This is a genomic window from Mycobacterium branderi, assembly GCF_010728725.1.
GTDB lineage: Bacteria > Actinomycetota > Actinomycetes > Mycobacteriales > Mycobacteriaceae > Mycobacterium > Mycobacterium branderi.
The window spans coordinates 4,166,947-4,186,010 of sequence record NZ_AP022606.1 but is presented as its reverse complement, the minus strand read 5'-3'; the positions used below and the strand labels follow the sequence as shown (position 1 = coordinate 4,186,010).

Annotated in this window: 22 protein-coding genes and 1 tRNA gene; 10 read left to right on the top strand and 13 right to left on the bottom strand. The window is 65.8% G+C overall.

Annotation, left to right across the window (positions count from 1 at the left end):
* Positions 1-14 precede the first annotated feature (14 nt).
* Positions 15-797, top strand: coding sequence for a sulfite exporter TauE/SafE family protein (locus G6N47_RS20215; RefSeq protein WP_083134152.1), 783 nt, complete (start codon positions 15-17; stop codon positions 795-797).
* A 53-nt stretch (positions 798-850) separates the two neighbouring features.
* Positions 851-927: transfer RNA gene (locus G6N47_RS20210), tRNA-Pro, on the top strand.
* A 295-nt stretch (positions 928-1,222) separates the two neighbouring features.
* On the opposite strand, the gene G6N47_RS20205 is transcribed toward G6N47_RS20210, so the two are convergent.
* Together G6N47_RS20205 and G6N47_RS20200 are read right to left on the bottom strand one after the other, a co-directional pair.
* Positions 1,223-2,014 carry an SDR family NAD(P)-dependent oxidoreductase gene (locus G6N47_RS20205; RefSeq protein WP_083134153.1) on the bottom strand — a complete coding sequence of 264 codons (792 nt, stop codon included), beginning with the start codon at positions 2,012-2,014 and terminating at the stop codon, positions 1,223-1,225.
* A gap of 113 nt (positions 2,015-2,127) precedes the next feature.
* Positions 2,128-3,042 (bottom strand): alpha/beta hydrolase, encoded by a 915-nt coding sequence (locus G6N47_RS20200; RefSeq protein ID WP_083134199.1) that lies wholly within the window; start codon positions 3,040-3,042, stop codon positions 2,128-2,130.
* A 100-nt stretch (positions 3,043-3,142) separates the two neighbouring features.
* Between G6N47_RS20200 and G6N47_RS20195 the strand changes: the two genes are divergently transcribed.
* A complete protein-coding gene (locus G6N47_RS20195) occupies positions 3,143-3,703 on the top strand; it encodes a TetR/AcrR family transcriptional regulator (protein WP_083134154.1) in 561 nt (186 codons plus the stop codon).
* 585 nt (positions 3,704-4,288) lie between these two features.
* On the opposite strand, the gene G6N47_RS20190 is transcribed toward G6N47_RS20195, so the two are convergent.
* The 6 genes from G6N47_RS20190 to G6N47_RS20165 form a co-directional block, all read right to left on the bottom strand.
* Positions 4,289-4,717, bottom strand: a complete 429-nt coding sequence (locus G6N47_RS20190) for a hypothetical protein (RefSeq protein ID WP_139799702.1) — start codon at positions 4,715-4,717, stop codon at positions 4,289-4,291.
* A 287-nt stretch (positions 4,718-5,004) separates the two neighbouring features.
* The gene (locus tag G6N47_RS20185) at positions 5,005-5,517 is read right to left on the bottom strand and encodes a GNAT family N-acetyltransferase (RefSeq protein ID WP_083134156.1); all 513 of its coding nucleotides are present in this window, start codon (positions 5,515-5,517) and stop codon (positions 5,005-5,007) included.
* A gap of 3 nt (positions 5,518-5,520) precedes the next feature.
* Positions 5,521-5,790, bottom strand: a complete 270-nt coding sequence (locus G6N47_RS20180) for a type II toxin-antitoxin system TacA family antitoxin (RefSeq protein ID WP_083134157.1) — start codon at positions 5,788-5,790, stop codon at positions 5,521-5,523.
* Between the two features lie 248 nt (positions 5,791-6,038).
* Positions 6,039-7,283, bottom strand: a complete 1,245-nt coding sequence (locus G6N47_RS20175) for a hypothetical protein (RefSeq protein WP_083134158.1) — start codon at positions 7,281-7,283, stop codon at positions 6,039-6,041.
* A 35-nt stretch (positions 7,284-7,318) separates the two neighbouring features.
* Positions 7,319-8,074 carry a DUF732 domain-containing protein gene (locus tag G6N47_RS20170; RefSeq protein WP_083134159.1) on the bottom strand — a complete coding sequence of 252 codons (756 nt, stop codon included), beginning with the start codon at positions 8,072-8,074 and terminating at the stop codon, positions 7,319-7,321.
* Positions 8,075-8,125: 51 nt separating this feature from the next.
* Positions 8,126-8,521 (bottom strand): hypothetical protein, encoded by a 396-nt coding sequence (locus G6N47_RS20165; RefSeq protein WP_169717280.1) that lies wholly within the window; start codon positions 8,519-8,521, stop codon positions 8,126-8,128.
* Positions 8,522-8,581: 60 nt separating this feature from the next.
* Here G6N47_RS20165 and G6N47_RS20160 point away from each other — a divergent pair, with 60 nt between their 5' ends.
* The gene (locus G6N47_RS20160) at positions 8,582-10,135 is read left to right on the top strand and encodes a class I adenylate-forming enzyme family protein (protein WP_083134160.1); all 1,554 of its coding nucleotides are present in this window, start codon (positions 8,582-8,584) and stop codon (positions 10,133-10,135) included.
* 3 nt (positions 10,136-10,138) lie between these two features.
* Here the strand turns inward: G6N47_RS20160 and G6N47_RS20155 are convergent, their stop codons facing one another.
* Positions 10,139-10,582: a nuclear transport factor 2 family protein gene (locus G6N47_RS20155; protein WP_083134161.1), complete on the bottom strand. Its 444-nt coding sequence runs from the start codon at positions 10,580-10,582 to the stop codon at positions 10,139-10,141.
* 84 nt (positions 10,583-10,666) lie between these two features.
* On the opposite strand from G6N47_RS20155, the gene G6N47_RS20150 reads away from it, so the two are divergent.
* The 4 genes from G6N47_RS20150 to G6N47_RS20135 are packed head-to-tail and all read left to right on the top strand — an operon-like array spanning position 10,667 to position 13,385.
* A complete protein-coding gene (locus tag G6N47_RS20150; protein WP_083134162.1) occupies positions 10,667-11,557 on the top strand; it encodes an SDR family NAD(P)-dependent oxidoreductase in 891 nt (296 codons plus the stop codon).
* A 4-nt stretch (positions 11,558-11,561) separates the two neighbouring features.
* Complete coding sequence (locus G6N47_RS20145; protein WP_083134163.1) at positions 11,562-12,107, top strand: SAM-dependent methyltransferase; 546 nt, start codon at positions 11,562-11,564, stop codon at positions 12,105-12,107.
* A gap of 16 nt (positions 12,108-12,123) precedes the next feature.
* The gene (locus G6N47_RS20140; RefSeq protein WP_083134164.1) at positions 12,124-12,912 is read left to right on the top strand and encodes an MOSC domain-containing protein; all 789 of its coding nucleotides are present in this window, start codon (positions 12,124-12,126) and stop codon (positions 12,910-12,912) included.
* Between the two features lie 35 nt (positions 12,913-12,947).
* Positions 12,948-13,385 carry a DUF5994 family protein gene (locus G6N47_RS20135; RefSeq protein WP_083134165.1) on the top strand — a complete coding sequence of 146 codons (438 nt, stop codon included), beginning with the start codon at positions 12,948-12,950 and terminating at the stop codon, positions 13,383-13,385.
* Between the two features lie 7 nt (positions 13,386-13,392).
* Here the strand turns inward: G6N47_RS20135 and G6N47_RS20130 are convergent, their stop codons facing one another.
* Positions 13,393-14,496 (bottom strand): DUF1214 domain-containing protein, encoded by a 1,104-nt coding sequence (locus G6N47_RS20130; RefSeq protein ID WP_083134166.1) that lies wholly within the window; start codon positions 14,494-14,496, stop codon positions 13,393-13,395.
* Positions 14,486-15,070, bottom strand: a complete 585-nt coding sequence (locus G6N47_RS20125) for a TetR/AcrR family transcriptional regulator (protein ID WP_083134167.1) — start codon at positions 15,068-15,070, stop codon at positions 14,486-14,488. The genes G6N47_RS20130 and G6N47_RS20125 overlap by 11 nt, the downstream gene beginning before the upstream one ends.
* 28 nt (positions 15,071-15,098) lie before the next feature.
* Between G6N47_RS20125 and G6N47_RS20120 the strand changes: the two genes are divergently transcribed.
* On the top strand, positions 15,099-16,340 hold the full coding sequence (locus G6N47_RS20120) for a sulfotransferase family protein (RefSeq protein ID WP_083134168.1): 1,242 nt from the start codon (positions 15,099-15,101) through the stop codon (positions 16,338-16,340).
* A 1-nt stretch (position 16,341) separates the two neighbouring features.
* Here the strand turns inward: G6N47_RS20120 and G6N47_RS20115 are convergent, their stop codons facing one another.
* Positions 16,342-16,890: a glycoside hydrolase gene (locus G6N47_RS20115; RefSeq protein ID WP_083134169.1), complete on the bottom strand. Its 549-nt coding sequence runs from the start codon at positions 16,888-16,890 to the stop codon at positions 16,342-16,344.
* 220 nt (positions 16,891-17,110) lie between these two features.
* The gene (locus G6N47_RS20110) at positions 17,111-18,580 is read right to left on the bottom strand and encodes a DUF4407 domain-containing protein (protein ID WP_083134170.1); all 1,470 of its coding nucleotides are present in this window, start codon (positions 18,578-18,580) and stop codon (positions 17,111-17,113) included.
* A 135-nt stretch (positions 18,581-18,715) separates the two neighbouring features.
* On the opposite strand from G6N47_RS20110, the gene G6N47_RS20105 reads away from it, so the two are divergent.
* Positions 18,716-19,054, top strand: coding sequence for an aminopeptidase (locus tag G6N47_RS20105; RefSeq protein ID WP_083134171.1), 339 nt, complete (start codon positions 18,716-18,718; stop codon positions 19,052-19,054).
* Positions 19,055-19,064: the final 10 nt, after the last annotated feature.

Below are 19,064 nucleotides of genomic sequence, written 5' to 3'. Positions count from 1 at the left end.
GGTAGGGTGCTGCAGTGCCGTTATCGGACGCGATCTTGATCATTGTTGCCGGGCTCGGTGCCGGCGCGATCAACGCCGTCGTCGGCTCGGGCACCCTGATCACCTTCCCGACCCTGGTGGCGCTGGGCTACCCGCCGGTGACGTCGACCATGTCCAATGCGGTCGGTCTGGTGGCGGGCAGCGTCTCCGGAACCTGGGGATACCGCCGTGAGCTTGCCGGTCAGTGGGACCGGCTGCGCTGGCAGGTTCCGGCGTCGCTGATCGGCGCCGGGTTGGGCGCATATCTGCTGCTGCACCTTCCGGAGAAGGTGTTCGGCGAAATGGTTCCGGTGCTGCTGATCGCGGCGCTACTGCTGGTGGTGATGGGCCCACGGATCCAGGCATGGGCGCGCCGACGCGCCGAAAGCGAGGGCCGATCCGCCTCCCACGTTTCGTCACGGCGGATGGCTGCGCTGGTCATCGGGACGTTCGCGGTCGGGGCTTACGGCGGCTATTTCACTGCGGCGCAGGGCATCATGCTGATCGCCGTGATGGGGGCACTGCTGCCCGAGTCGGTGCAAAGGATGAACGCGGCGAAGAACCTCCTGGCGTTGCTTGTCAACGTCGTGGCCGCGTTGGCGTACACGATCGTTGCGTTCGACCGGATCAGTTGGCCGGCGGCCGGCCTGATTGCGGCGGGCTCGCTCATCGGTGGCTGGCTGGGGGCGCACTATGGCCGACGGCTGTCGCCGAACGCGCTGCGGGCCGCGATCGTTGTCGTCGGACTCATCGGGTTGTACCGCCTGGTGACGGTGTAGCCAATGCGGCTGCGGTAGGCTTTCGACCTGCTGCCGGATCGTTCCGGCGGCACCGGGCTGTGGCGCAGTTTGGTAGCGCACTTGACTGGGGGTCAAGTGGTCGCAGGTTCAAATCCTGTCAGCCCGACCAAAGAACGTGCCCTCTGACCTCGTCTTTTCGATTTCATCCGATTGCACGCGTGTTCGACGGCGAGGCACGTCGGGCGCGCGGGCAGCAGATCGGACGGCCCAAGGTGCTCGACCTCGAAATCCGCGTTGGCTCAGCGGATGCACGCCAGCGGCGAGCCCGCCGATACCATTGCGTTCCACTCTCGGAGTAAGTCGTGCCACCGTCTACCGCGTGCTGGACCAAGATTTTGACGCGTGAAAGAGCAGCAGCAGGGTGGGTGCAGCACCGTACACAACAATCAGCGACTCGGGATCGTCTATTTGAATGGATTTAGGGTACGGCCAAGGAAGTACTGAATGCGCTGTGGGACTGGGCGTATGGCGGCGGCGGTGAGCTTGTTGAGGGTGCCTGATATGCAGACGGGCTTGCCGTTGGTCACCGCGGCCCATCCCTCGCGCACAACGGGATCTGGCTGTTGCCACATGAAGCTCGGCAGGCGGTCGGCGGCGTCGCGGTTGTCCGTCACGTCGTGAAACTCGGTGCGCGTGAAGCCGGGGCATAGCGCGGTGACATGGATGCCGTGGGGTTTAAGTTCCATGTCGAGGCATTGGGACATGTTCAACACGTAGGACTTGATGCCGGTGTACAGCAGTCCTTCTCCGGGTGGGGCTAGCGCGGCCAGTGAGGACAGGTTGATGATGCGTCCCCAGGCTCGTTGCTTCATGCCGGGAATGGCGCGGTGGGTCAGTTCGGTTACGGCGGTGACCATCAGTTGAAGTTCTCCCGCGACCGAGTCCCACGAGGTGTCGGAGAACTTGGTGCTGGCCATGAGACCGGCGTTGTTGATGAGAACGTCGATGGGCAAGCCCAATTCGGTTGCGCGGGCGATGATCGCGGCGGGGGCCGCGGGGTCGGTGAGGTCGGCGGTGAACACTTCCGCACGCACGTCGTGCTGTTGGTGTAGTTGGGCGGCGAGTTCCTTGAGGCGCTCGGCGCGTCGGGCGACGAGCAGTACGTCGTAGCCCTCGTTGGCGAGGTGGCGAGCGAAGGCCGCGCCGATACCGGCAGATGCCCCGGTAATCAGTGCGGTACGTCGGGTCGTATTCATGGGTGGGTGTTCCTTAGTGGTAGGCGTCGGCCACCGTGGCCGACGGGAAGGGGTGCGCGTGTAGTGCGCTGCGGGGGCGGGTCTGCCGGATAAGGACGCGTGTGGCGTTGGCGTCACGCCAGTGGGACGTGGCGATTGAGGAAGTCGATCTGGTCTGTGATGATCTCCTCGAAGTGCGGTTCCAGGTACGGCTCGAAGTGCGCGCAGTCATAGGAGCGGACTTCACCATGGGGGATGCGGGCCACGATCTTTTTGGCTTTGGGGTAGGGAGTGACGTCGTCCCGTTTGGCGAGCTGAACCAGGGTCGGCGCGGTGATGCCTGCGACTTTGCGTCCCGGTGAATACAGCGGCACGCGCAGGGCGATGCGGGCGGCGACGTCGTTCTCGGCGAGTAGTTCTTCCCGCTTGTCCCCAGCCATCCGTTCGACGAGCTCGGCGGCCCCCGCGGAGGTCATCATCGCGACCTCACCCGGGTAGCCGATAGCTGCTGTCCGGTAGGGCGGGCGCCCGAGCCATGCGCCGACTTGGTCGCGCAGGCCGGCGAGGATCAACCGCGCTACCAGTTTTGGGGATTGGGAGAACGCCGATGCGGGTCCGGTGACGTGGGGGACCTGGACGATAGCGGCTGCGAGATCGTGGTCGCGGGCGGCCAAGTTGAGAACGTGACCACCGCCGAAGGAGGAACCCCAGGCCACGACCCGGGTGGTGTCGACGTTGTCCAGGCTGCGGGCGTAGGCGATGGCGGCCCGCCAGTCAGCGTGCTGTTTGGCGATGTCAAGGATGCGGCGGGGTTGTCCTTCGCTGGCACCCCAGTGTCGGTAGTCGAACACCAGGGCGGCGTAGCCCGCCTGGGCGAATCGTGCGGCGTAGGCGTCCAGGCGCAGTTCGCGGAAGGCGGCAAACCCGTGAGCTAGCACGACGATGGGGGGATTCTCACCGCCTTCGGGCCGGTAGAGCCACGCCGCGCAGGATGTGCCCTCGGACATAAAGGTGACGTCGTGTCGGACGTAGCTAAGTGGTTGGTTCATGGTCCTGGCCTTCATCAGGTATCTTGAATGGTGTTCAACAAAAGCTAGCAAGTTCTTGAATGCCGTTCAACACAGTGTGACCTAGTCGATAAAGGGAACGATGGCACGGAACAAACGCCCGCAGGCCGCCGAAGAGAAACGTGCAGAAATTGTCGCGGCAGCACGACGGCTGTTCATCGATACTGGCTACGACGCCACCCCGATGAGCCGCCTGGCCAAGGAAGCCGGGGTGGCACCCAACACCATCTACTGGTATTTCGGGGATAAGGACGACGTTCTGATCGCTGTGCTCGACTCCGTCATGGCCGACATCTGGCCGCAGTACCAACAAGTTGCGACCGAACCGATCCCCGCTCGAGTGCTGTGGGCGGTTCGCCAGTTACACCAGATGAGCCGCCTAGTGACGACGGTGCACGCCCGCGTCGAACATTCGGCTGCCATCGCCGAGTGGCATCGCAACTTCCATCTGATCACCGGCAGCATGTTCCGTTACGAATTGGAGACTGCGGGAGTCTCAACCTCGACTGTGGACGCCGAGGTGATGATCGGCATCTTCACCGTCGAAGGACTCCTTATGCACGACCTAAGTGAGATCGAGCAACGCACCATCTGCGACACACTGGCTTCGCGCTGGACTCGGAACGAGCCACGCCAATCCTGAGATTCGGCGAAGTCATCCCCAGGCGAGCCGTCGCAGCCATAGGGGATACCAAGAGGGTGGGGGCTACCCCTCTGGCGTTGGATGGTGCGCCTCGCACGGCCAGCGCCCGCTCTCTCTCCGGTATGTAGGCGACGTGGCGTCCGCAATCCGTCCGCAGCAGCTCCGGCAACGCACTCAGATGGCCCACGTGGCCAACCTCTTGACCTGCGGGTTGCGAATTGGGGGGATCGACCGGAGACATTAAGAGACGGGTTTTGCTGGTCGGAAGTCTTGAAGATTCATTGCAACGCAAGGAAATTCAGCCGATGTCCGACTGGGGGTCAAGTGGTCGCAGGTTCAAATCCTGTCAGCCCGACAGCGGTAACTACCTGTCAACGCACGTTTCTGGCCGATCTAGCCGCCGCGTCGTGCGATCTATATGCGATGCACCGCCAGCGTCGGCCAGCATTTACCAGCACTCCGGCGGCTGTCCACCGGGCCGCCGTCAATTCAGACCAGCACCGCCGTCACGCATCCGACCGAACCGGCCAACCGAGGTAGCTGACCAGGGTAAACAGGACAGCGGCGCGCGGTTGTACCTATGCGCTATTTCTGCTCTTCGAGCAGATGAGCGTATGGATCGGCGTCGGCACCAACGGATTCCGGCATTGGATAGTAGGTCTTGATTAACAGGTTGCCGTCGTCGTCCCACGCGAATGTTTCGATGCTGTAGGCCATCTGTACGTTCGGCTCGGTGCCGAAGTAGTTCTCACAGACCCATGCCATCTCGTTTCCGTTCACCTGGACGGTGATCATCTTGATCTTGAGGATGGGCTGGAACATGTCGAATGCCTCAGACGTCGCGGTGTCGAAACCATGCTTCTGCTCTGTGCCGACCGGATCGAACATACGAACCTCGCCCGGGCAGATTGTGCGCCACGACGCTACCCACTCGTCTTTTTTACCGGCATTCCATAACTCGGCATGTTTGGCCGCGTGGGCAAGTCGAGCGGATCTGCTGGGAACTTTGGACATGCCGTGAGGCTAGAGCACTGACTGGACACCTGTCCAGGTTTGGCCACCTGCCTTAAGCTCTGCTAGCGCGGGAGCACAGCCGCGCGCAAATGATCCCACCCGAAAACCGGCCACCGGCAAATCTCGCGGCGGCACCGCGCCCAGGCCTTTCGGTCATTGCTGGACTTTGCCGCCACGGTCCTCTACCCGGGCATTGCTGCGACGCTGGCAACGATGGCTAAGCTGTATGAAAGAGGCGGTCGCAGTGCAGATTTCGCGTTGTACAAGCGAAGGGGTCCTGAGCGACCTCACTCTCGCCAGCGCTCGCCGAGTGCCTTCGCCGCGGTGGATACCTTCATGACCAGGCGACGCTCGCGGTTGTGGACGGGAACGAAGTGGTAGTGCTCGTAGAAGGATCCCGCCTCGTCGTCGATGGCATCAACCACGATGAGCCGGCCGCCGCCGATTTCCGATGCGGCGACGGCTTTGCCGAGTGCGTCGAGGAGCAGCTGCTCGCCGTATCCCTGACCCCGCAGCGATGTGTCGATTGCGAGGCGTGCGATCAAGTATCCGGGTATGCGGGAATAGCCGCCGGCCATGGATCCCGAGACGCCGTCGTCGTTGCGCACTACTTCGGTGGGGCAGATGGCGAAATAGGCGCTGACTTTCCGTTCGCCGTGCGGCGTCCATACGTAGACGTGTGCGACACCGCTGCTATCCGCGCGACGAGCGTGGGCGATCAGCCAGGTATTCAGCGACTCCTTGCCGCAGTCGAATCCTTCCAGCGCGTGGTCCTCGGTGAGCCGCGTGGACTCGAACATTGTTTAACGCTTAATGAAGATCGCTGGTTTGCGTGCGGCTGCCGCCAGCCGCGGCGCATTGTCGGCAGCATCGAGCGAGGCCATCAGTTTGTCGAACTGTTCGGGCTCCATTGCCGTCACCAGTTCCTGACGCAGGATCTCTTCGGCCCGTTGCATCGCCGCTTTCCGCACGAACTCCGACGTCTGCTCATGGACAAGGTTGGCGGCGCGCTGGATGCGGTCGAAGGTCGCTTGCTCCGCGCGAAGCTCGATGCGCTTCGTTTTGACTGCCATCGCGCACCTCCTTTGTCTTTCTTCAATCCCCTGCTTGCACACACGACAAAAACAATTGTACGGGAACTGTACGGACAAGCGTATCGGGTTGTGGCAACCGCTGGGCGCCGCGCTAGGACCACACATCATGCGCGATGCTGAACAATCGGCGTGTTCACGAACTTCCCGCATGACGGCGCCAGCACAATAATCGGCAGCGACCTGGAGAAACAGGTTCAAATCCCTTCAGCCCGACCGAAGTACGACGGTCAAGTCTCTTCTCGGTGGCCACGACTGAGCCCCCAGGCGACAAGGACTACTACTAGCGCCAGCGCCCCATAACCCAGCGCCGCGGGCCACCAGGCTCCGCTCGATTGGTTCGGTTCGTCCAGGGCGGCCAGCGCCACCAGGTAGCTGCCGTTGTCCGTCGGCCCGACGCCGGGCAGCGACTGCGTCTTGGTTACCTTGATCTGCGAGCTGCTGCCGGGATCGTTGATCTGACCCCACGCCAGGGTCGAGTCGTCGAGCAGGAAGGTGTCCCGGCTGCCGGCGGGTTGGCTGTCGTCGTGGCCCACCAGCTGCACTTGCCCGACGGACACGGCCTTGTCGCCGGCGGGGATCTCGGCCACCACGTCCCGGTACACCTCCGGAGCGGGCGGCGGGGTGTAGTCCGGCGGCGGCGGGCCGTCCCAACCCTCCGGCGGTATCCAGGCCCCGCCGCGGAAGCTGCCCGCCGCAACATGGCTGTCGCCGACCGCCGTGAACGGGAAGAGGCCGGCGGCGGCCGCATCGAGCACTATCCGCCCACCGGCCGGCACGTACGCCTCCCGGTAGGCGCCGTTGTAGAAGTAGCGGAATGTCATCGCCTCGTTGAGCGGGTTGTACAGCATCGGCCGGTGGTAGCCGTCGTAGTCGATGTAGTCCCAATGCCGGGGCCGCGGCAGCGACTGGCTGTCGGCCTCGATGACGTCGACGTTGCCGTTGTGCGCGTCGACCACGGTCTGCACCTGGTGGTTGAAATCCACCACCTGCAGCATCTTGTCCACAGCGGGATTCACCCGGGTCGCCGGGGCGGCCTTGGCAGCCTCGACTGCCTGCGTTGGCGCATCCAGTTTCTTCGGCGGCGCCACCAGCGGGGCGCTGCGCGACGCGCCCGGCGGCAGCGGATTGATCTGCGGTCCGTGAACCGGGCTCGGCGGCGCCGGAACAACCTGCGTCATCCTCGGCGGCGGCGGTTGCGGCACAACAGGCACCGGCGGAGCCGGCGGAATCTGCACCGGCACGGCGCTCGACGGCGCCTGGGCCGGACGCGGTGGCGGCCCTTCTTCGTAGCACGACCGTGACGACCGAAGGTGATATTCGGCCACCCAGGACAGGCATTCGTCGCAGAAGGTGGGGTTCGACCCGGCGCCGGTGCAAGGAGCCGCGTGTGCCACACCGGGTGTGGTGGCGGCGACCGCCGGCAGCGGCGCAAGAGCGATCGCGATTGCCGCCGCGATCCCGAGTGCTTTCATCTCCGTCAATCATGTCAGCCCGACGCCGAGTGGGGCTACTGCTGACCCGTGATGCCCTGCAGATCGTCTCGGATGCCCCGCAGAACGCCTTCGATCCCTTCGAGGTCACCCTGAATGTTGGGCAGATCGGGCAGAGGCGTCTGGGATGCCTGCCGCAGGTCGCCCGACGTCGTCGATAGATACTGCGGGCAGTAGGAGACGATGGCTCCCGCCGTGACGTAGGCGCTTTGATTGGCGTCCCATACCGACGATTCCTGAACGAAATGCACGGCGTCTGCGAAATTCTGTTGCTTTGCGAGGAAGTCGCAGGCCGCATGTCCATGGCTGGTCACGTAGTCGCGGCTGGGAATCGGCACCTGCTCCTGCCTCAACGCGTCGATGAACGCCTTGTCGACCATGTCGACCGGCGGAGGCTGCGCAGTCGGAGGAGCCGGGTTGGGTCGTGCTGCCGACGGCGGCGATTCGGCAGGCGGTGCTTCGGCAGGCGGCTGTGCTGTGGGTGGCGGGCTGTGGAACGTGTACATCGCCACCACCGCTGCGACGACCGCTACCAACGACAGCGGCAACGCCGCCAAGAGGCCGAAGCGGAGCCGCACACCCTTACGTCGGGAAGGCCTGACCACAGTCGCTGCAACCGTCTCGGTTTCGGGCGCCTCGGGGGGATGTCCCAGGCGCTCGTCGAGAAGCGCATCGAACTCACGCGTGGACGGCGCGCGACCGTGCTCGCGGGTTGACCGGCGCGCTGCTGCCAGGCGCCGCAGCTCGGCGTCGATCGCGTCCCGATCGCGCATGATCCGAGCGTAAAGCAGCGCGACGCAGTTGACGGACGTCTTGCCAGATGGTTAGTGGGTCTTCTCCCAGCGCTGGCAGCTATGCGTCAGGAACGCCGCATCGCCCGGCTGAATCGCGACCTGCTGCGGACCGTTGCCGATGTTGTTATCGATGATGTCGGTCGGATTGAGGCTGTGCAGCCTGGCCCAATAGCAATCCGATTCTCCCTCCGCGCTCCGACCACCGGTGCGGTAGGTGCCCAACTCGATGTCGGTGCCGACCCGGTAGGTGCCGTCGGTGTCCATGGTCGTTTTGGGCAGCGGAGTCGCCGGCGGCGGGACGGTGACAGTCACCGTCTTGGTGACCGGTTGCACCGTGGACGTCACGGTGGCCACCGGATGGCCCGACCCGCCGCAACCCGCGAGCAGCATCGCCGCTGTGGCGATGGCAGTTTTCTTCGCGTGCATTGAAGAAGAGTAAGCATTGGCGCTGCCGTTTTCGCGTCGTCCTGACGTTACGGTGCTTTCATGACGCGAGCTCGGCTGGATATCGCGGGTTCGCCGGCATTCACCGCGGAGGAGTCGGCCCGGTATCGCGCCGCGGGTTGGTGGAGCGACTCGACGCTGTCCGACGCGGTCCGGCGTAACGCCGCAAAATCACCCGACGGTCCCGCCTACATCGACCACCCAGCAATGTCTCTGACCTGGAGTGAATTCGACTCTGCAGCAACCGCTTTAGCTCAACAGCTGGCCGGCGTCGGCGTTGCGCGCGGCGATCGGGTCGCGGTGTGGCACGCGGACTCGGCTGCCATCCATGTGCTGTTCGTGGCCATCGAACGCTGCGGCGCGGTCGTGGTCGGCATCGGCGCGCGGGCCGGTCGCCGCGAAGTCGCAGCGATTCTGCACAGCACACAGCCCAGGCTCCTGATCACCGATCGACAGCGCGGAGCCGTGGCGGCCATCACCACGCACATGTTGGATGAGACGTTGTGCCTGAACACCCACGCGATGCCCGGAATACCGACACGCCAACTCGGCCCCGACGACGTCTTCCTGATCAACTCGACGTCGGGAACCACCGGATCGCCCAAATGCGTGGTGCACACCCAGAACCGGTGGCATTACTTCCATCAGAAGGCCGTCGCCAACGGGCGATTGACATCGAGAGACGTCTTCCTGCCCGTCATACCCACGCCGTTCGGCTTCGGGATCTGGACCAGCCACACGACTCCGATTCACCTCGGCGCCACCGCGGTGACAATGCAGCGGTTCACCACCACGGCGGCGTGCGAGGCGATCGCCCGCCACAAGGTAACCGTATTGTGCTGTGTCAGTACACAATTGACGATGCTGATGGCCGACCGCGCCTGCCGGGACTACGACTTGAGCTCACTGCGCGTCGTTTTCACCGGCGGCGAGGCGTTGCCGTATCGGCCGGCGGCTGAGTTCGAGGAGCTCACCGGCGCGACGATTCTGCAGTTCTACGGCTCGAACGAGACCGGGCTGCTCAGTGCGACCACGATGGACGACTCGCGGGAGCGCCGGCTCCGCACCGCCGGTCGCATTGTGCCGGAGATGTCGGTCCGGCTTTTCGACGGCGATCGGGACGTTACTGCGACGGGGCGTGGCCAGCCAGCGTGCCGCGGACCGGCCACGAGCCTCGGCTACCTCGACGGCACCGACCACGACAAGCTGTTCACCCGCGACGGGTGGATGCGGATGGGCGACATCTGCGAGATTGACGGCGACGGCTATTTGCGCGTTACCGGGCGGACATCCGATTTCATCCTGCGGGGCGGCAAGAACATCAGCGCCAGCCAGGTCGAAGACGCCGTGATGACCCACCCCGCGATCGCGGTCGCGGCGGCGGTGGCGATGCCCGACCCGGTGTTCGGCGAAAAGGTCTGTGTCTACGCCGAACTCGCTGGCGCCAGCACTATCGAACTGCCCCAGCTCGTCGAGCATCTGCTGGCGCTGGGCGTTTCCAAGGAACTGCTGCCCGAACGGCTTGTCGTGGTCGACGAACTGCCCCGATCGTCCGGCGGGAAAATCGCCAAAGCCCAGCTCCGCGACCGTAGTTGACGATCAGAACTTCAGGTGGTGGCTGACGTCGCCGACCTGGTCGACGAACATCGTCCGGGTGTCGAACCACCAGGCGCCGTTCAGCCGGTGAAACGTGTCCTTGTAGTGCCCGGTCACTATGACCTGTAACGGCAATTCCGGCGTGGCCTGGGTGACGCAGTAATAGGACGTGCTGCGCGCGGTACCGGCGGCCTCGTCGATGTAGAGCTGCACATTACTGGTGTGGTGTCTGGTTTTCGGAGTGCCGTCCCCGTGGATGTGGATGGCCATCTCGTACATTCGACGGACGGCGGCGGACCCGGCGAACACCGTCTCGGGCGGGCCGTCCTCCACACCACAGACACGGCCGTGCTCGAACAGCCCGGCGACCGCGTCCAAATCGCCGGCGTCCATCAGTTCGGCATAGCGGTAGATCAGGTTGGTGATCTCTATTGCGCTGTCACTCACGGCGAATCACCTTGACCGGACTCCGCTTTCCGTGAACTGGGCCGACGTGCGGTCTTCGCACTTCGAGCGGTTAGTGTACTGGTCGTGACATCACCGTGGACACCGAACCGGCTCGGCGACCTGACCGGCCGGCGCGTCGTCGTGACGGGAGCAACCAACGGCGTCGGGCTGGGCACGGCGCGTGCGCTGACCAAAGCGGGCGCGCACGTGATCCTGGCGGTGCGCAACACCCAGCTCGGCCAGCAGCGCGCGAGCGAGATCGGCGGCTCGACCTCGGTTGTCAAGCTCGATCTGGCCGACTTGGCGTCGGTGCGCGCCTTCCCCCAGCTGATCGACGGCGAGGTCGACATCCTGATCAACAACGCCGGTACGCTGACGCAGCGCCGCACCGAGACCGTCGACGGTTTCGAGATGACGCTGGCCACCAACCTGCTGGGGCCGTTCGCGTTGACCAATCTGCTGCTGCCCCAAGTGCGCTCGCAGATCATCAACGTCGGCTCGGACGCACATCGGTCGGCGAGACTGCGGCTCGACGACCTACAGCTGCGCTACCACAAGTGGACGACGATGGGTGCCTACGCCGCCTCGAAGCTCGCGGTGATGCTGTGGGGGCTGGAGCTCGACCGCAGGCTGCGGGCGGCCGGTTCGCCGGTCGTCACGCAGCTCACCCATCCGGGTTGGGTGGCCTCGAACCTGTCGCACGTCGGCGACTCGCCGCTGATGTCGCTGGCGCACAGGGCGGTCCGGTTCGTGGCCGACCGGGTGGCCAACGACATCGACGAAGGGGCGGCGCCCACGTTGTATTGCATCAGCGAGCCGATACCGCCGGGCAGCTATGTCGGCGTCAGCGGCAGGTTCGGCCTGCGTGGGGGACCAGTGCTCGCCGGGCGTTCGGCGGTCGCGTGTGACTACGACGCCGCCGCGCGCGTGGTGGCTTTCGCCGAAAAAGAAACGGGCACAAGACTATCGGTGTAGTCGAGTGACCGAGAAAGATCGTGTTCGCTGGGACGAGGTCTACACCGGCAGCGGCCCGGCGCAGCTGGCTGCGGTCGGTCTGCCCTCGGTGTTCGCCGGCTTCGAGGATCTGTTCCCGACGGCCGGGCATGCTCTGGACCTGGCCTGCGGGCAGGGGCTAGCCGCCGTGTGGCTCGCTCGTCGCGGCTTGGACGTCCACGGATTCGACGTCTCGCCGGTTGCCATCCGTCACGCGCGGGATCTGGCCCGGCGAGGCGGCGTCGGCGATCGCTGCCGGTTCGACGTCGTTGATCTTGATCAGGGTCTGCCGGACGGTCCAGCGGCGGACGTCGTCGTCTGCCACCGGTTCCGGGACCGTCGCCTCGACCGGGTGATCATCCGGCGACTGGCGCCAGACGGGCTGCTCGCGATCAGCGCGCTCAGCGAGGTCGGTGGCACGCCTGGCCCGTTTCGGGCGGCGCCGGGTGAGCTGACCTCCGCGTTCGCCGAACTCGAGCTGATCGCCGCGGACGAGGCCGACGGCGTGGCCTGGGTGCTGGCGAGGAGGTGAGCGCATACTGATTCAAATGCGCGTAGCGAGCCTGTGGCGCTACCCGGTCAAGTCGATGCTCGGCGAGACGGTGACGACGCTGTTCGTCGACAAAGGCGGCGCCGCCGGGGACCGGCGGCTGGCGCTGGTGGACGCCACAACCGGGCGGGTGGCGAGCGCCAAACAGCCGCGGCTGTGGCGTGAGCTCCTGCACTTCTCCGCCACCGCAGACAGCGGCCGGGTGCCCATCCGCGTGCCCGACGGAAGCAGCGTCGCCGCCGACGAACCCGGGGTCGACAACCTGCTCTCGCGGCTGCTCGGTCGGCCGGTCCACTTGGTGAGCAAGCGACCCGACGGTGCCACGCTCGAACGGCCCGACCCCGAGCAGGTGCTCGAGTTCGGCGTGGATGCCGAGGTCGATACCCGCATCATCGAGATCGCCAAAGCCACACCGGGCGACTCGTTCACCGATCTCGCGCCGCTGCATGCGATAACGACGGCCACCTGCGAGCGCATCGGCACCGAGGCGCTGCGGTACCGGCCCAACCTGGTGATCGAGACGCCGCCCGGATACCCGCCTTATGCCGAAAACACTTGGGTCGGTAAGGAATTGACCGTGGGGGAGACCAGGCTGCACGTTTTGAAGCCCACGTCGCGGTGCGCGGTGCCCACCCTCGAACACGGCAAGCTGCCTCGAGCCCCGCATGCGCTGCGCACGCCGGTGGCCGAAAACCGGGTGGAATCGCTGCCCTGCGCCGGCGTTTATCTGGAGGTGCTCGCGGAGGGCACCATCCGCATCGGCGACCCGGTCAGCCTCGGCCCATGAGGAACGGCCGCGCCGGGGTGGCGTAGCGTCGGGTTATGCGCCCTCGTGGCACCCCCGTACGCGTGACCCTCTCGTTGCAGCTCGGCCACGACATCGACGGGGCATGGTGGCCGCGCACACCGGGCATCGCGCGAGAGCTGCCCGAACTTATCGCGCTTCTGGGCACCCGACTGGGCGAGATCATCGGCATCAACGTCAATTGGCCGGCGTCACAGGGTCCACCCAAGCTGGACTCCTATGGCTGGGAAGCAAAGCGCCAGCATGTCATGACGATCACCGGCAGTGCCGGCAGTGCGACGCTGCTCATCGTGCCGTGTCGAACCGATACTGCACTCGCGGTGTTGGTGCTGCGCCGTGCCGCCGGACTCCCCATCGACCCGCTGCACCTCGACACGCCCGCATGCCGAACCGCGGATGGCGTGCTGCGGGCAGCGCGAGCACAAATCACCTGCGCTGCGCCCAGCCAGCTCTAAACGAGGCTCAGTCCACACCCGTCGGCGCATCCGATGCCTTGACCAGCCGCACCTGCGGCCGCTCGGGCACCGCGTCGGCCAAAAACCAGCGGAACGCGAGGTTTCCGCGCGGATAGTCCAGCGTGGTAAGCGAATTCGGGTGCGCGGTCATGCCGCGCGAGATCACGATCGTCACGGACCCGTCGGCGTTGGGGACCGCGGCATGGCCGTTGATCGAGCTGCGCGCGTCGGTGACACAGTGCGTGGCCATGAACTGGTTCCACACCACAAGGTTCCAGAACCGGCAAGAGGGCGGCCGATGGGTGATCACGAGCGCCTCGTCGTCGGCCAGCTCGAAACTGCCGTAGGCGTAACAGGCATCACGTGCCGACCAGCCGAAATTCGCATCGGGCACCTGGTAAGGGTCGGCGAATTGGTTTGCACTGTAAGCGGTTTCGTGTCCGAGCGTGTGTGCGTCGTTGTTCCGTGCGCCGACGGCAAGGGGCACAATGGCGAACATCGTGCGCAGCCACGCCGCACTGGCCCGCAGGGCGGCAGCGGTTTCGGCGTCGCCGTGCCGGATCGGGTCGGGCTCGTCGAGCGCCTCGATACGCCAGCTCACCGGGCGGCCGGTCAGCGGGTCGGCCTGGTAGTCGCGGGTCATCAGCACCGCCGCATCGGGCGTCGGTCCGAACTCGAACGAGAAGTTACCGTCCGCGTCGATGTCGAGATCGTCGTCGCGCACGATCGCAACGATCCGATCCGACCATGCGCCGGGCGCCGGTTCGTTGTAGGCGGTCAGCGAAAAGTAGACGCTGTCACCCTTGTTGCCGCTGATCCGGTAGCGGCGTTTGGGGTCGATCGGGCAGATGCAGTAGTAGGCGTCGGTGTTATCGCCTCCCCAGCGCCGGTCCCGCCGGAACGGTGTGTTGACCTCCACGAAAATCGGCCGGCTGGGCTCGGCGAACAAATAGGTGTCGAACGCCACTCCCAATGTGGTCGCGAGCATGCGGTAGCCGTCGGCAATGTGCCGGTCGTCGGTGACTGCACGATCGCCCTCGAGAAACGATCGATCCAGGCCGCCCAGCGTCGTCAGCAACTCCTGCCATGCGGCGGTGGATTCATAAGCCATTGGTGCTGATTCCTCTCGTGATCAGGGCGGCGGTGCGCTCCACCCAGGTGTCGTCCAGCTGGTCTCCGCGGGTGAGCAGCGCCAGGAAGGTGGTGCCGGCGACGGCCTCGACGACTTCGGCGGCGGTCACGTCGGGCCGCGCCTCGCCACGCACAACCGCGTCCGCGAGGCGCTCCGACAATCCACGCGACAAGATCCCGCCGAAGCGCTCCAGCAGCGCCGAGTGCAACGTGAGGTCGGCGGCCATCTCGGCCACCAGGCCGGGCAACGCCGCACGGGCGGCGGGGGTGGTCAGTACGGCCGCGGTCCGGCGCACCATCTCCCGCACGTCGCCGGCCAGTGACCCGGTGTCGGGCAGGGCTGTCGCGTCGCCGAGCGGGAACACCGCCTCGTGCACCAGATGCGCCTTGCCCGGCCAGCGCCGGTAGATCGCCGGCTTGCTGGTGCCGGCCCGGCGCGCGATCGCGTCCACCGAGAGGTCGGCGTAGCCGGTCTCGGCGAGCAGCTCGACGGTTGCGCGCAGCACCGCGCCGTCGATGCGTTTGTCGCGGGGTCGGCCAATTTCCGTCGTCATTACGAAACTCAAAGTAACATAAGTCGCCGTGGCCGACGCCACAACCGTCTACCTGGACGATCTCGCCGAACCCCGCTTCAGCCCGGACATCCAGCAGATCCGCGACCTGATGGCAACGATGGCGCCCGACAGCCCGCTGGACGCCGACGCGCTGCACGCCAAGGCGGCGGCGGAAACCGGGCTCGACGACTTCGGGCCCGACGACTACCGGGAACGCCTCGACGTCTACCTCGCGGCCCTGCACGAGGTCAGCGGGATGCACGGGCCGGGAATCGTCAACTTCCACGCGCAGCTGCTGGGTTGGCTCAAGAACCGGCTACTGCTCACGGACCTGCTCAAGCGGCACCCCGAAATCCGCGACATCGAGCTGCTGCCGCCGGTCGTCATTGCCGGCCTGCCGCGCACCGGCACCACCCACCTGCACAACCTGCTTGCGGCGGCGCCGACGTTCCGCACCCTTCCCTACTGGGAGAGCGTCGAACCGTTTCCGCTGCCCGCCGAGGCGGGTGCCGAGCCGGATCCCCGCCGCACCCGGATGGACGCGGCCGTCGACTTCATGAACGCGGTGATGCCGCACTTTCGGCTCATGCACGAGATGACGACCGACCATGTCCACGAGGAGATCCAGCTGCTGGCCAACGCCTTCTCCTCGATGCTGTTCGAGACCCTTGCGGATGTGCCGCGGTGGCGTGACTACTACCTGGCGCACGACCAGACGCCGGCCTACGAATATCTCGCGTTGCAGCTGAAGGCGCTGCAGTTCCTGCGCGGTGGCCGCCGCTGGCTGCTCAAGTCGCCGTCACACCTCGAGCAGCTGCCGGTTTTGGATGCCGTATTTCCCAGCGTGGTGGTGGTTTTCACCCACCGCGACCCGGTGCCGGTGGCGCTGTCGATGATCACGATGATCACCTACACCGCGCGAATGCACCGCTCGCCCGTGCCGATTACGGAGATCGCCGCGTCGTGGATCGACCGGCTGGAGTTGATGCTGGCTGCGCTGGTGCGCGACCGCGACATCATCGGTCCGGACCGCTCCGTCGACATCCGATTCGACGACTTCATGGCCGACGAGCTCGGCGTCGCAGAACGGCTTTACGACCTCGCCGGCGAGACGCTCACGGCCGAGGCGCGTGCCGCCATGGCTTCATACCTGGCCGGCCATCAGCGCGGCCGGCTCGGCCAGGTCGCGACGTCAGCCGAGATGTTCGGGCTCGACGAGCACGACCTGGCCGTGCGCTTCGGTTCCTATGTTGAGCGATTCTTGCGGTGACTTACAGCTCCGGAGCGGCGTCGTCGGCCGCGGGTGCCGGCTCCGCCTCGGGTTCGGGCGCGGGCGCCTCGGCCTCGACGACCTCGTCGGGTGCGGGAGCCGGCGGGGCTTCCTCCGGAGCCACCGCACCGACCAGGACGGCCTCGTTCGGAGGCGCCGGTGCGTCCTCGAGCGCTTCGGGGTCGAGCGGCAGATACATGTGATGGGTGAACTGCGGCTGATACGCGCCGCCGCCGCCGATTCGGACGCCGCCGCCTTCGCCGCTGGACACCGGAGTGCCATCCGGCAGCGTCACGGCGGTGTGGCCACCATTCCACCCGATCACCAAAGCGCCGGGGGCCGTGCCGTACCGGAACCCGCGGGCCAGTAGGGCGGACTCTTCGTTTCCGGTGTTGAACCTATTCCCGAATACCGGGCGATCCGTGGCTGCATTGGACACCCAGGAAGCCAGGCCCGAACAGTCCGTGCCCGCAGGGGAATCCCCGCCGGTGACATACGGCGTGCCTGACACCTGTTGAATAAGTGTCATCAGCGTCGCTAAAACAAACATGCGGCGGGACATTAACAACACCGCAGATGGCCACCAAAAATTGTGGCGGCCACCACGTTTAGTGCGCACCAATGACCTACACTACATGGGCTATCTCAAAAACCTAGGTAAATACGGTTTTTCAGACCGATATTCCATGTAGGTGTAATACGAACGTACGCTTGTCGTTTCGCTTTCGCGATGGAGAAGTAATGCAGATCACCTTATTTCGTGCTGCGAATCAGCCTGCGGACGGCAATTGCGGTGGGCTATCGGCGGTCTGAAGTTCGGCCCGATGATCGGTGTCCACGCGCTCAGCTTTGACGCGGCGCGGGCCCTCGTCCACCACGGTCGATCCGTGTGGCTGGCCAGCAGGTTCCTCACCGTCAACGACCACCCTGCGAGTGCGCTTGAGCGAGAAGGTGATCTCCTCGAACTCCTCGAACACCTGGCGAGCGGTGCGAAGCGGCCGCGTTGTGGTGTCGATCGCCCGGGTGACCATGGTCGGCACCAGCGGGCCGATCCACCGGGCGGCCGCTTTGGTGACGTCGGGGATGAGGGGAAGCGTGGCTCGCGCCGGCGTCGGCAGATTCGTTGCCTGCGAGTCGGTTTCGTCGCCCGGCGCCAGTTCAGGGGTGGGTGCCCCCGGCGCCTCGTGCGCCTCGACGGCCGACCGTGCCTGCGCGAGTTGCTGCTCCGCCCAAAGGATTTCGGCGGCTGCCCGCACCTCGGCACGCTTTACGGCGATCGCGGTGTCCGCCGTAACCTCGGCGCGGTCACGCTCCACGCGAGCGGCCACGTGACGATCATGGGTGGTCTCACCGCGCCACATGCGAAGGAGCAACGGCAACAGGTTCAGCAGTACGAAGAATCCGACCGTGATCAACCGCAACAGCAGGGCGCCCGGATTGGCCGAGCAGAGGTCACCCAAGGCCAGCCATCGTGCACCTAATCCGCGATCGGCGCCGGCGATCGCCGTCTGCCGTGCTTGCGCGAGTTGGGCTGCACCGTCGGCGATTTGAGCATCGAGCCGTCCGGACCGCTGCTGGCGTGCCGCGACGGCGTTGTCCAGTTCCCGCTGCGCGTCGGCGAGAAGGTCGTTGGCAGTGCGGGTTTCGGGGCCGACGCCGGGCACACCGGTGATGTGGGTCTGTGGGCAGGCAGGCGTGGGGTGATACTCGCAGCGGGCGACCACCAGCGCTTCGTCGCGCTGTGTGCGTGCTTGGTCGACGGCGTCGTCGAGTGAGCTGCGCGCGTCGCGGAGCCGCTGAAGTTCGGCCGCCGATTGCGCGACCGCAGGCGTCGAGTCGGCGTGGTGCGCGGTCTGTTCGTCCAGACGGCGGTCGATCGAGCCGGCGAACACGACGAGTGCGCCCAGTTCGCCGGCGACGACGCCGACCGCTACCGCCACCGCTGCGCGCCCGATCAGGCCGCCGCGCGACGGGCCGCTGGCAACGGCGCGGCTGAGCGCGCCGACGAGCACACCAAACGCCAGCGTCAGCGGCAACACGGCCGGGGCCGGCCAACCGGTCGATCCTGAGATCGCGAGCGTGGCGACCAGCCAGGTCAGCGCGGTGTTGAGCAACACCACCACGCCGGCCACCGCATGGGCGGAGCGTTCGTGCCGCTCGCCGAGTTCATCCCACTGGCCGCCGCCGAGCCAGGTCAGCCAGGCGACAAGACGCGGTTCGGGTGTTTTGCGGGCGCACATGATGTCTCAGGGTTACAGGCTGCGGGCAGACACGCCGAATCGAAGCGGCGGCGTGTGATGTGGTTCACACTGGTTTAGCCGGTCATCACCGGTGGTAGTTATGCGCTGACACAGGCGCGGGCAAAGGAGCACGTTGTGACGGTACGACGGCTGGTTCTGGCAATTGGGGCTGTAGTTCTGGTCGTCGGCGTCATCGGGATGCTGGTTCCGGTGTCGGTGTCCGACCAGAACGGCGGCACCATCGGCTGTGGTAACGCGCTGATCAGCGACACCAAGAGCGCCGAGTCCGCGAACAACAAGTCGGTGGCCAATATCCCGATCCTCAACCAGGTGGTGCCGCACACCGACTATGTGGCCGAATGCCAGTCGGCGCTGTCCAGCCGCCGGTCGTGGACCATCCCGGTGGCGGTGATCGGCGCGATCGCCGTGGCCGCCGCGTTCTTTGTGCGCGGGCGGTCAGCTGATTCGTTGTAGCCCGTTGCGG

Excerpts from the sequence above, each read along its gene's own strand:
- G6N47_RS20205 (WP_083134153.1), bottom strand. The coding sequence starts at position 2,014 with ATGAATACGACCCGACGTACCGCACTGATTACCGGGGCATCTGCCGGT.
- G6N47_RS20200 (WP_083134199.1), bottom strand. The coding sequence starts at position 3,042 with ATGAACCAACCACTTAGCTACGTCCGACACGACGTCACCTTTATGTCC.
- G6N47_RS20195 (WP_083134154.1), top strand. The coding sequence starts at position 3,143 with ATGGCACGGAACAAACGCCCGCAGGCCGCCGAAGAGAAACGTGCAGAA.
- G6N47_RS20190 (WP_139799702.1), bottom strand. The coding sequence starts at position 4,717 with ATGTCCAAAGTTCCCAGCAGATCCGCTCGACTTGCCCACGCGGCCAAA.
- G6N47_RS20185 (WP_083134156.1), bottom strand. The coding sequence starts at position 5,517 with ATGTTCGAGTCCACGCGGCTCACCGAGGACCACGCGCTGGAAGGATTC.
- G6N47_RS20180 (WP_083134157.1), bottom strand. The coding sequence starts at position 5,790 with ATGGCAGTCAAAACGAAGCGCATCGAGCTTCGCGCGGAGCAAGCGACC.
- G6N47_RS20175 (WP_083134158.1), bottom strand. The coding sequence starts at position 7,283 with ATGAAAGCACTCGGGATCGCGGCGGCAATCGCGATCGCTCTTGCGCCG.
- G6N47_RS20170 (WP_083134159.1), bottom strand. The coding sequence starts at position 8,074 with ATGCGCGATCGGGACGCGATCGACGCCGAGCTGCGGCGCCTGGCAGCA.
- G6N47_RS20165 (WP_169717280.1), bottom strand. The coding sequence starts at position 8,521 with ATGCACGCGAAGAAAACTGCCATCGCCACAGCGGCGATGCTGCTCGCG.
- G6N47_RS20160 (WP_083134160.1), top strand. The coding sequence starts at position 8,582 with ATGACGCGAGCTCGGCTGGATATCGCGGGTTCGCCGGCATTCACCGCG.
- G6N47_RS20140 (WP_083134164.1), top strand. The coding sequence starts at position 12,124 with ATGCGCGTAGCGAGCCTGTGGCGCTACCCGGTCAAGTCGATGCTCGGC.
- G6N47_RS20135 (WP_083134165.1), top strand. The coding sequence starts at position 12,948 with ATGCGCCCTCGTGGCACCCCCGTACGCGTGACCCTCTCGTTGCAGCTC.
- G6N47_RS20130 (WP_083134166.1), bottom strand. The coding sequence starts at position 14,496 with ATGGCTTATGAATCCACCGCCGCATGGCAGGAGTTGCTGACGACGCTG.
- G6N47_RS20125 (WP_083134167.1), bottom strand. The coding sequence starts at position 15,070 with ATGACGACGGAAATTGGCCGACCCCGCGACAAACGCATCGACGGCGCG.
- G6N47_RS20115 (WP_083134169.1), bottom strand. The coding sequence starts at position 16,890 with ATGTTTGTTTTAGCGACGCTGATGACACTTATTCAACAGGTGTCAGGC.
- G6N47_RS20110 (WP_083134170.1), bottom strand. The coding sequence starts at position 18,580 with ATGTGCGCCCGCAAAACACCCGAACCGCGTCTTGTCGCCTGGCTGACC.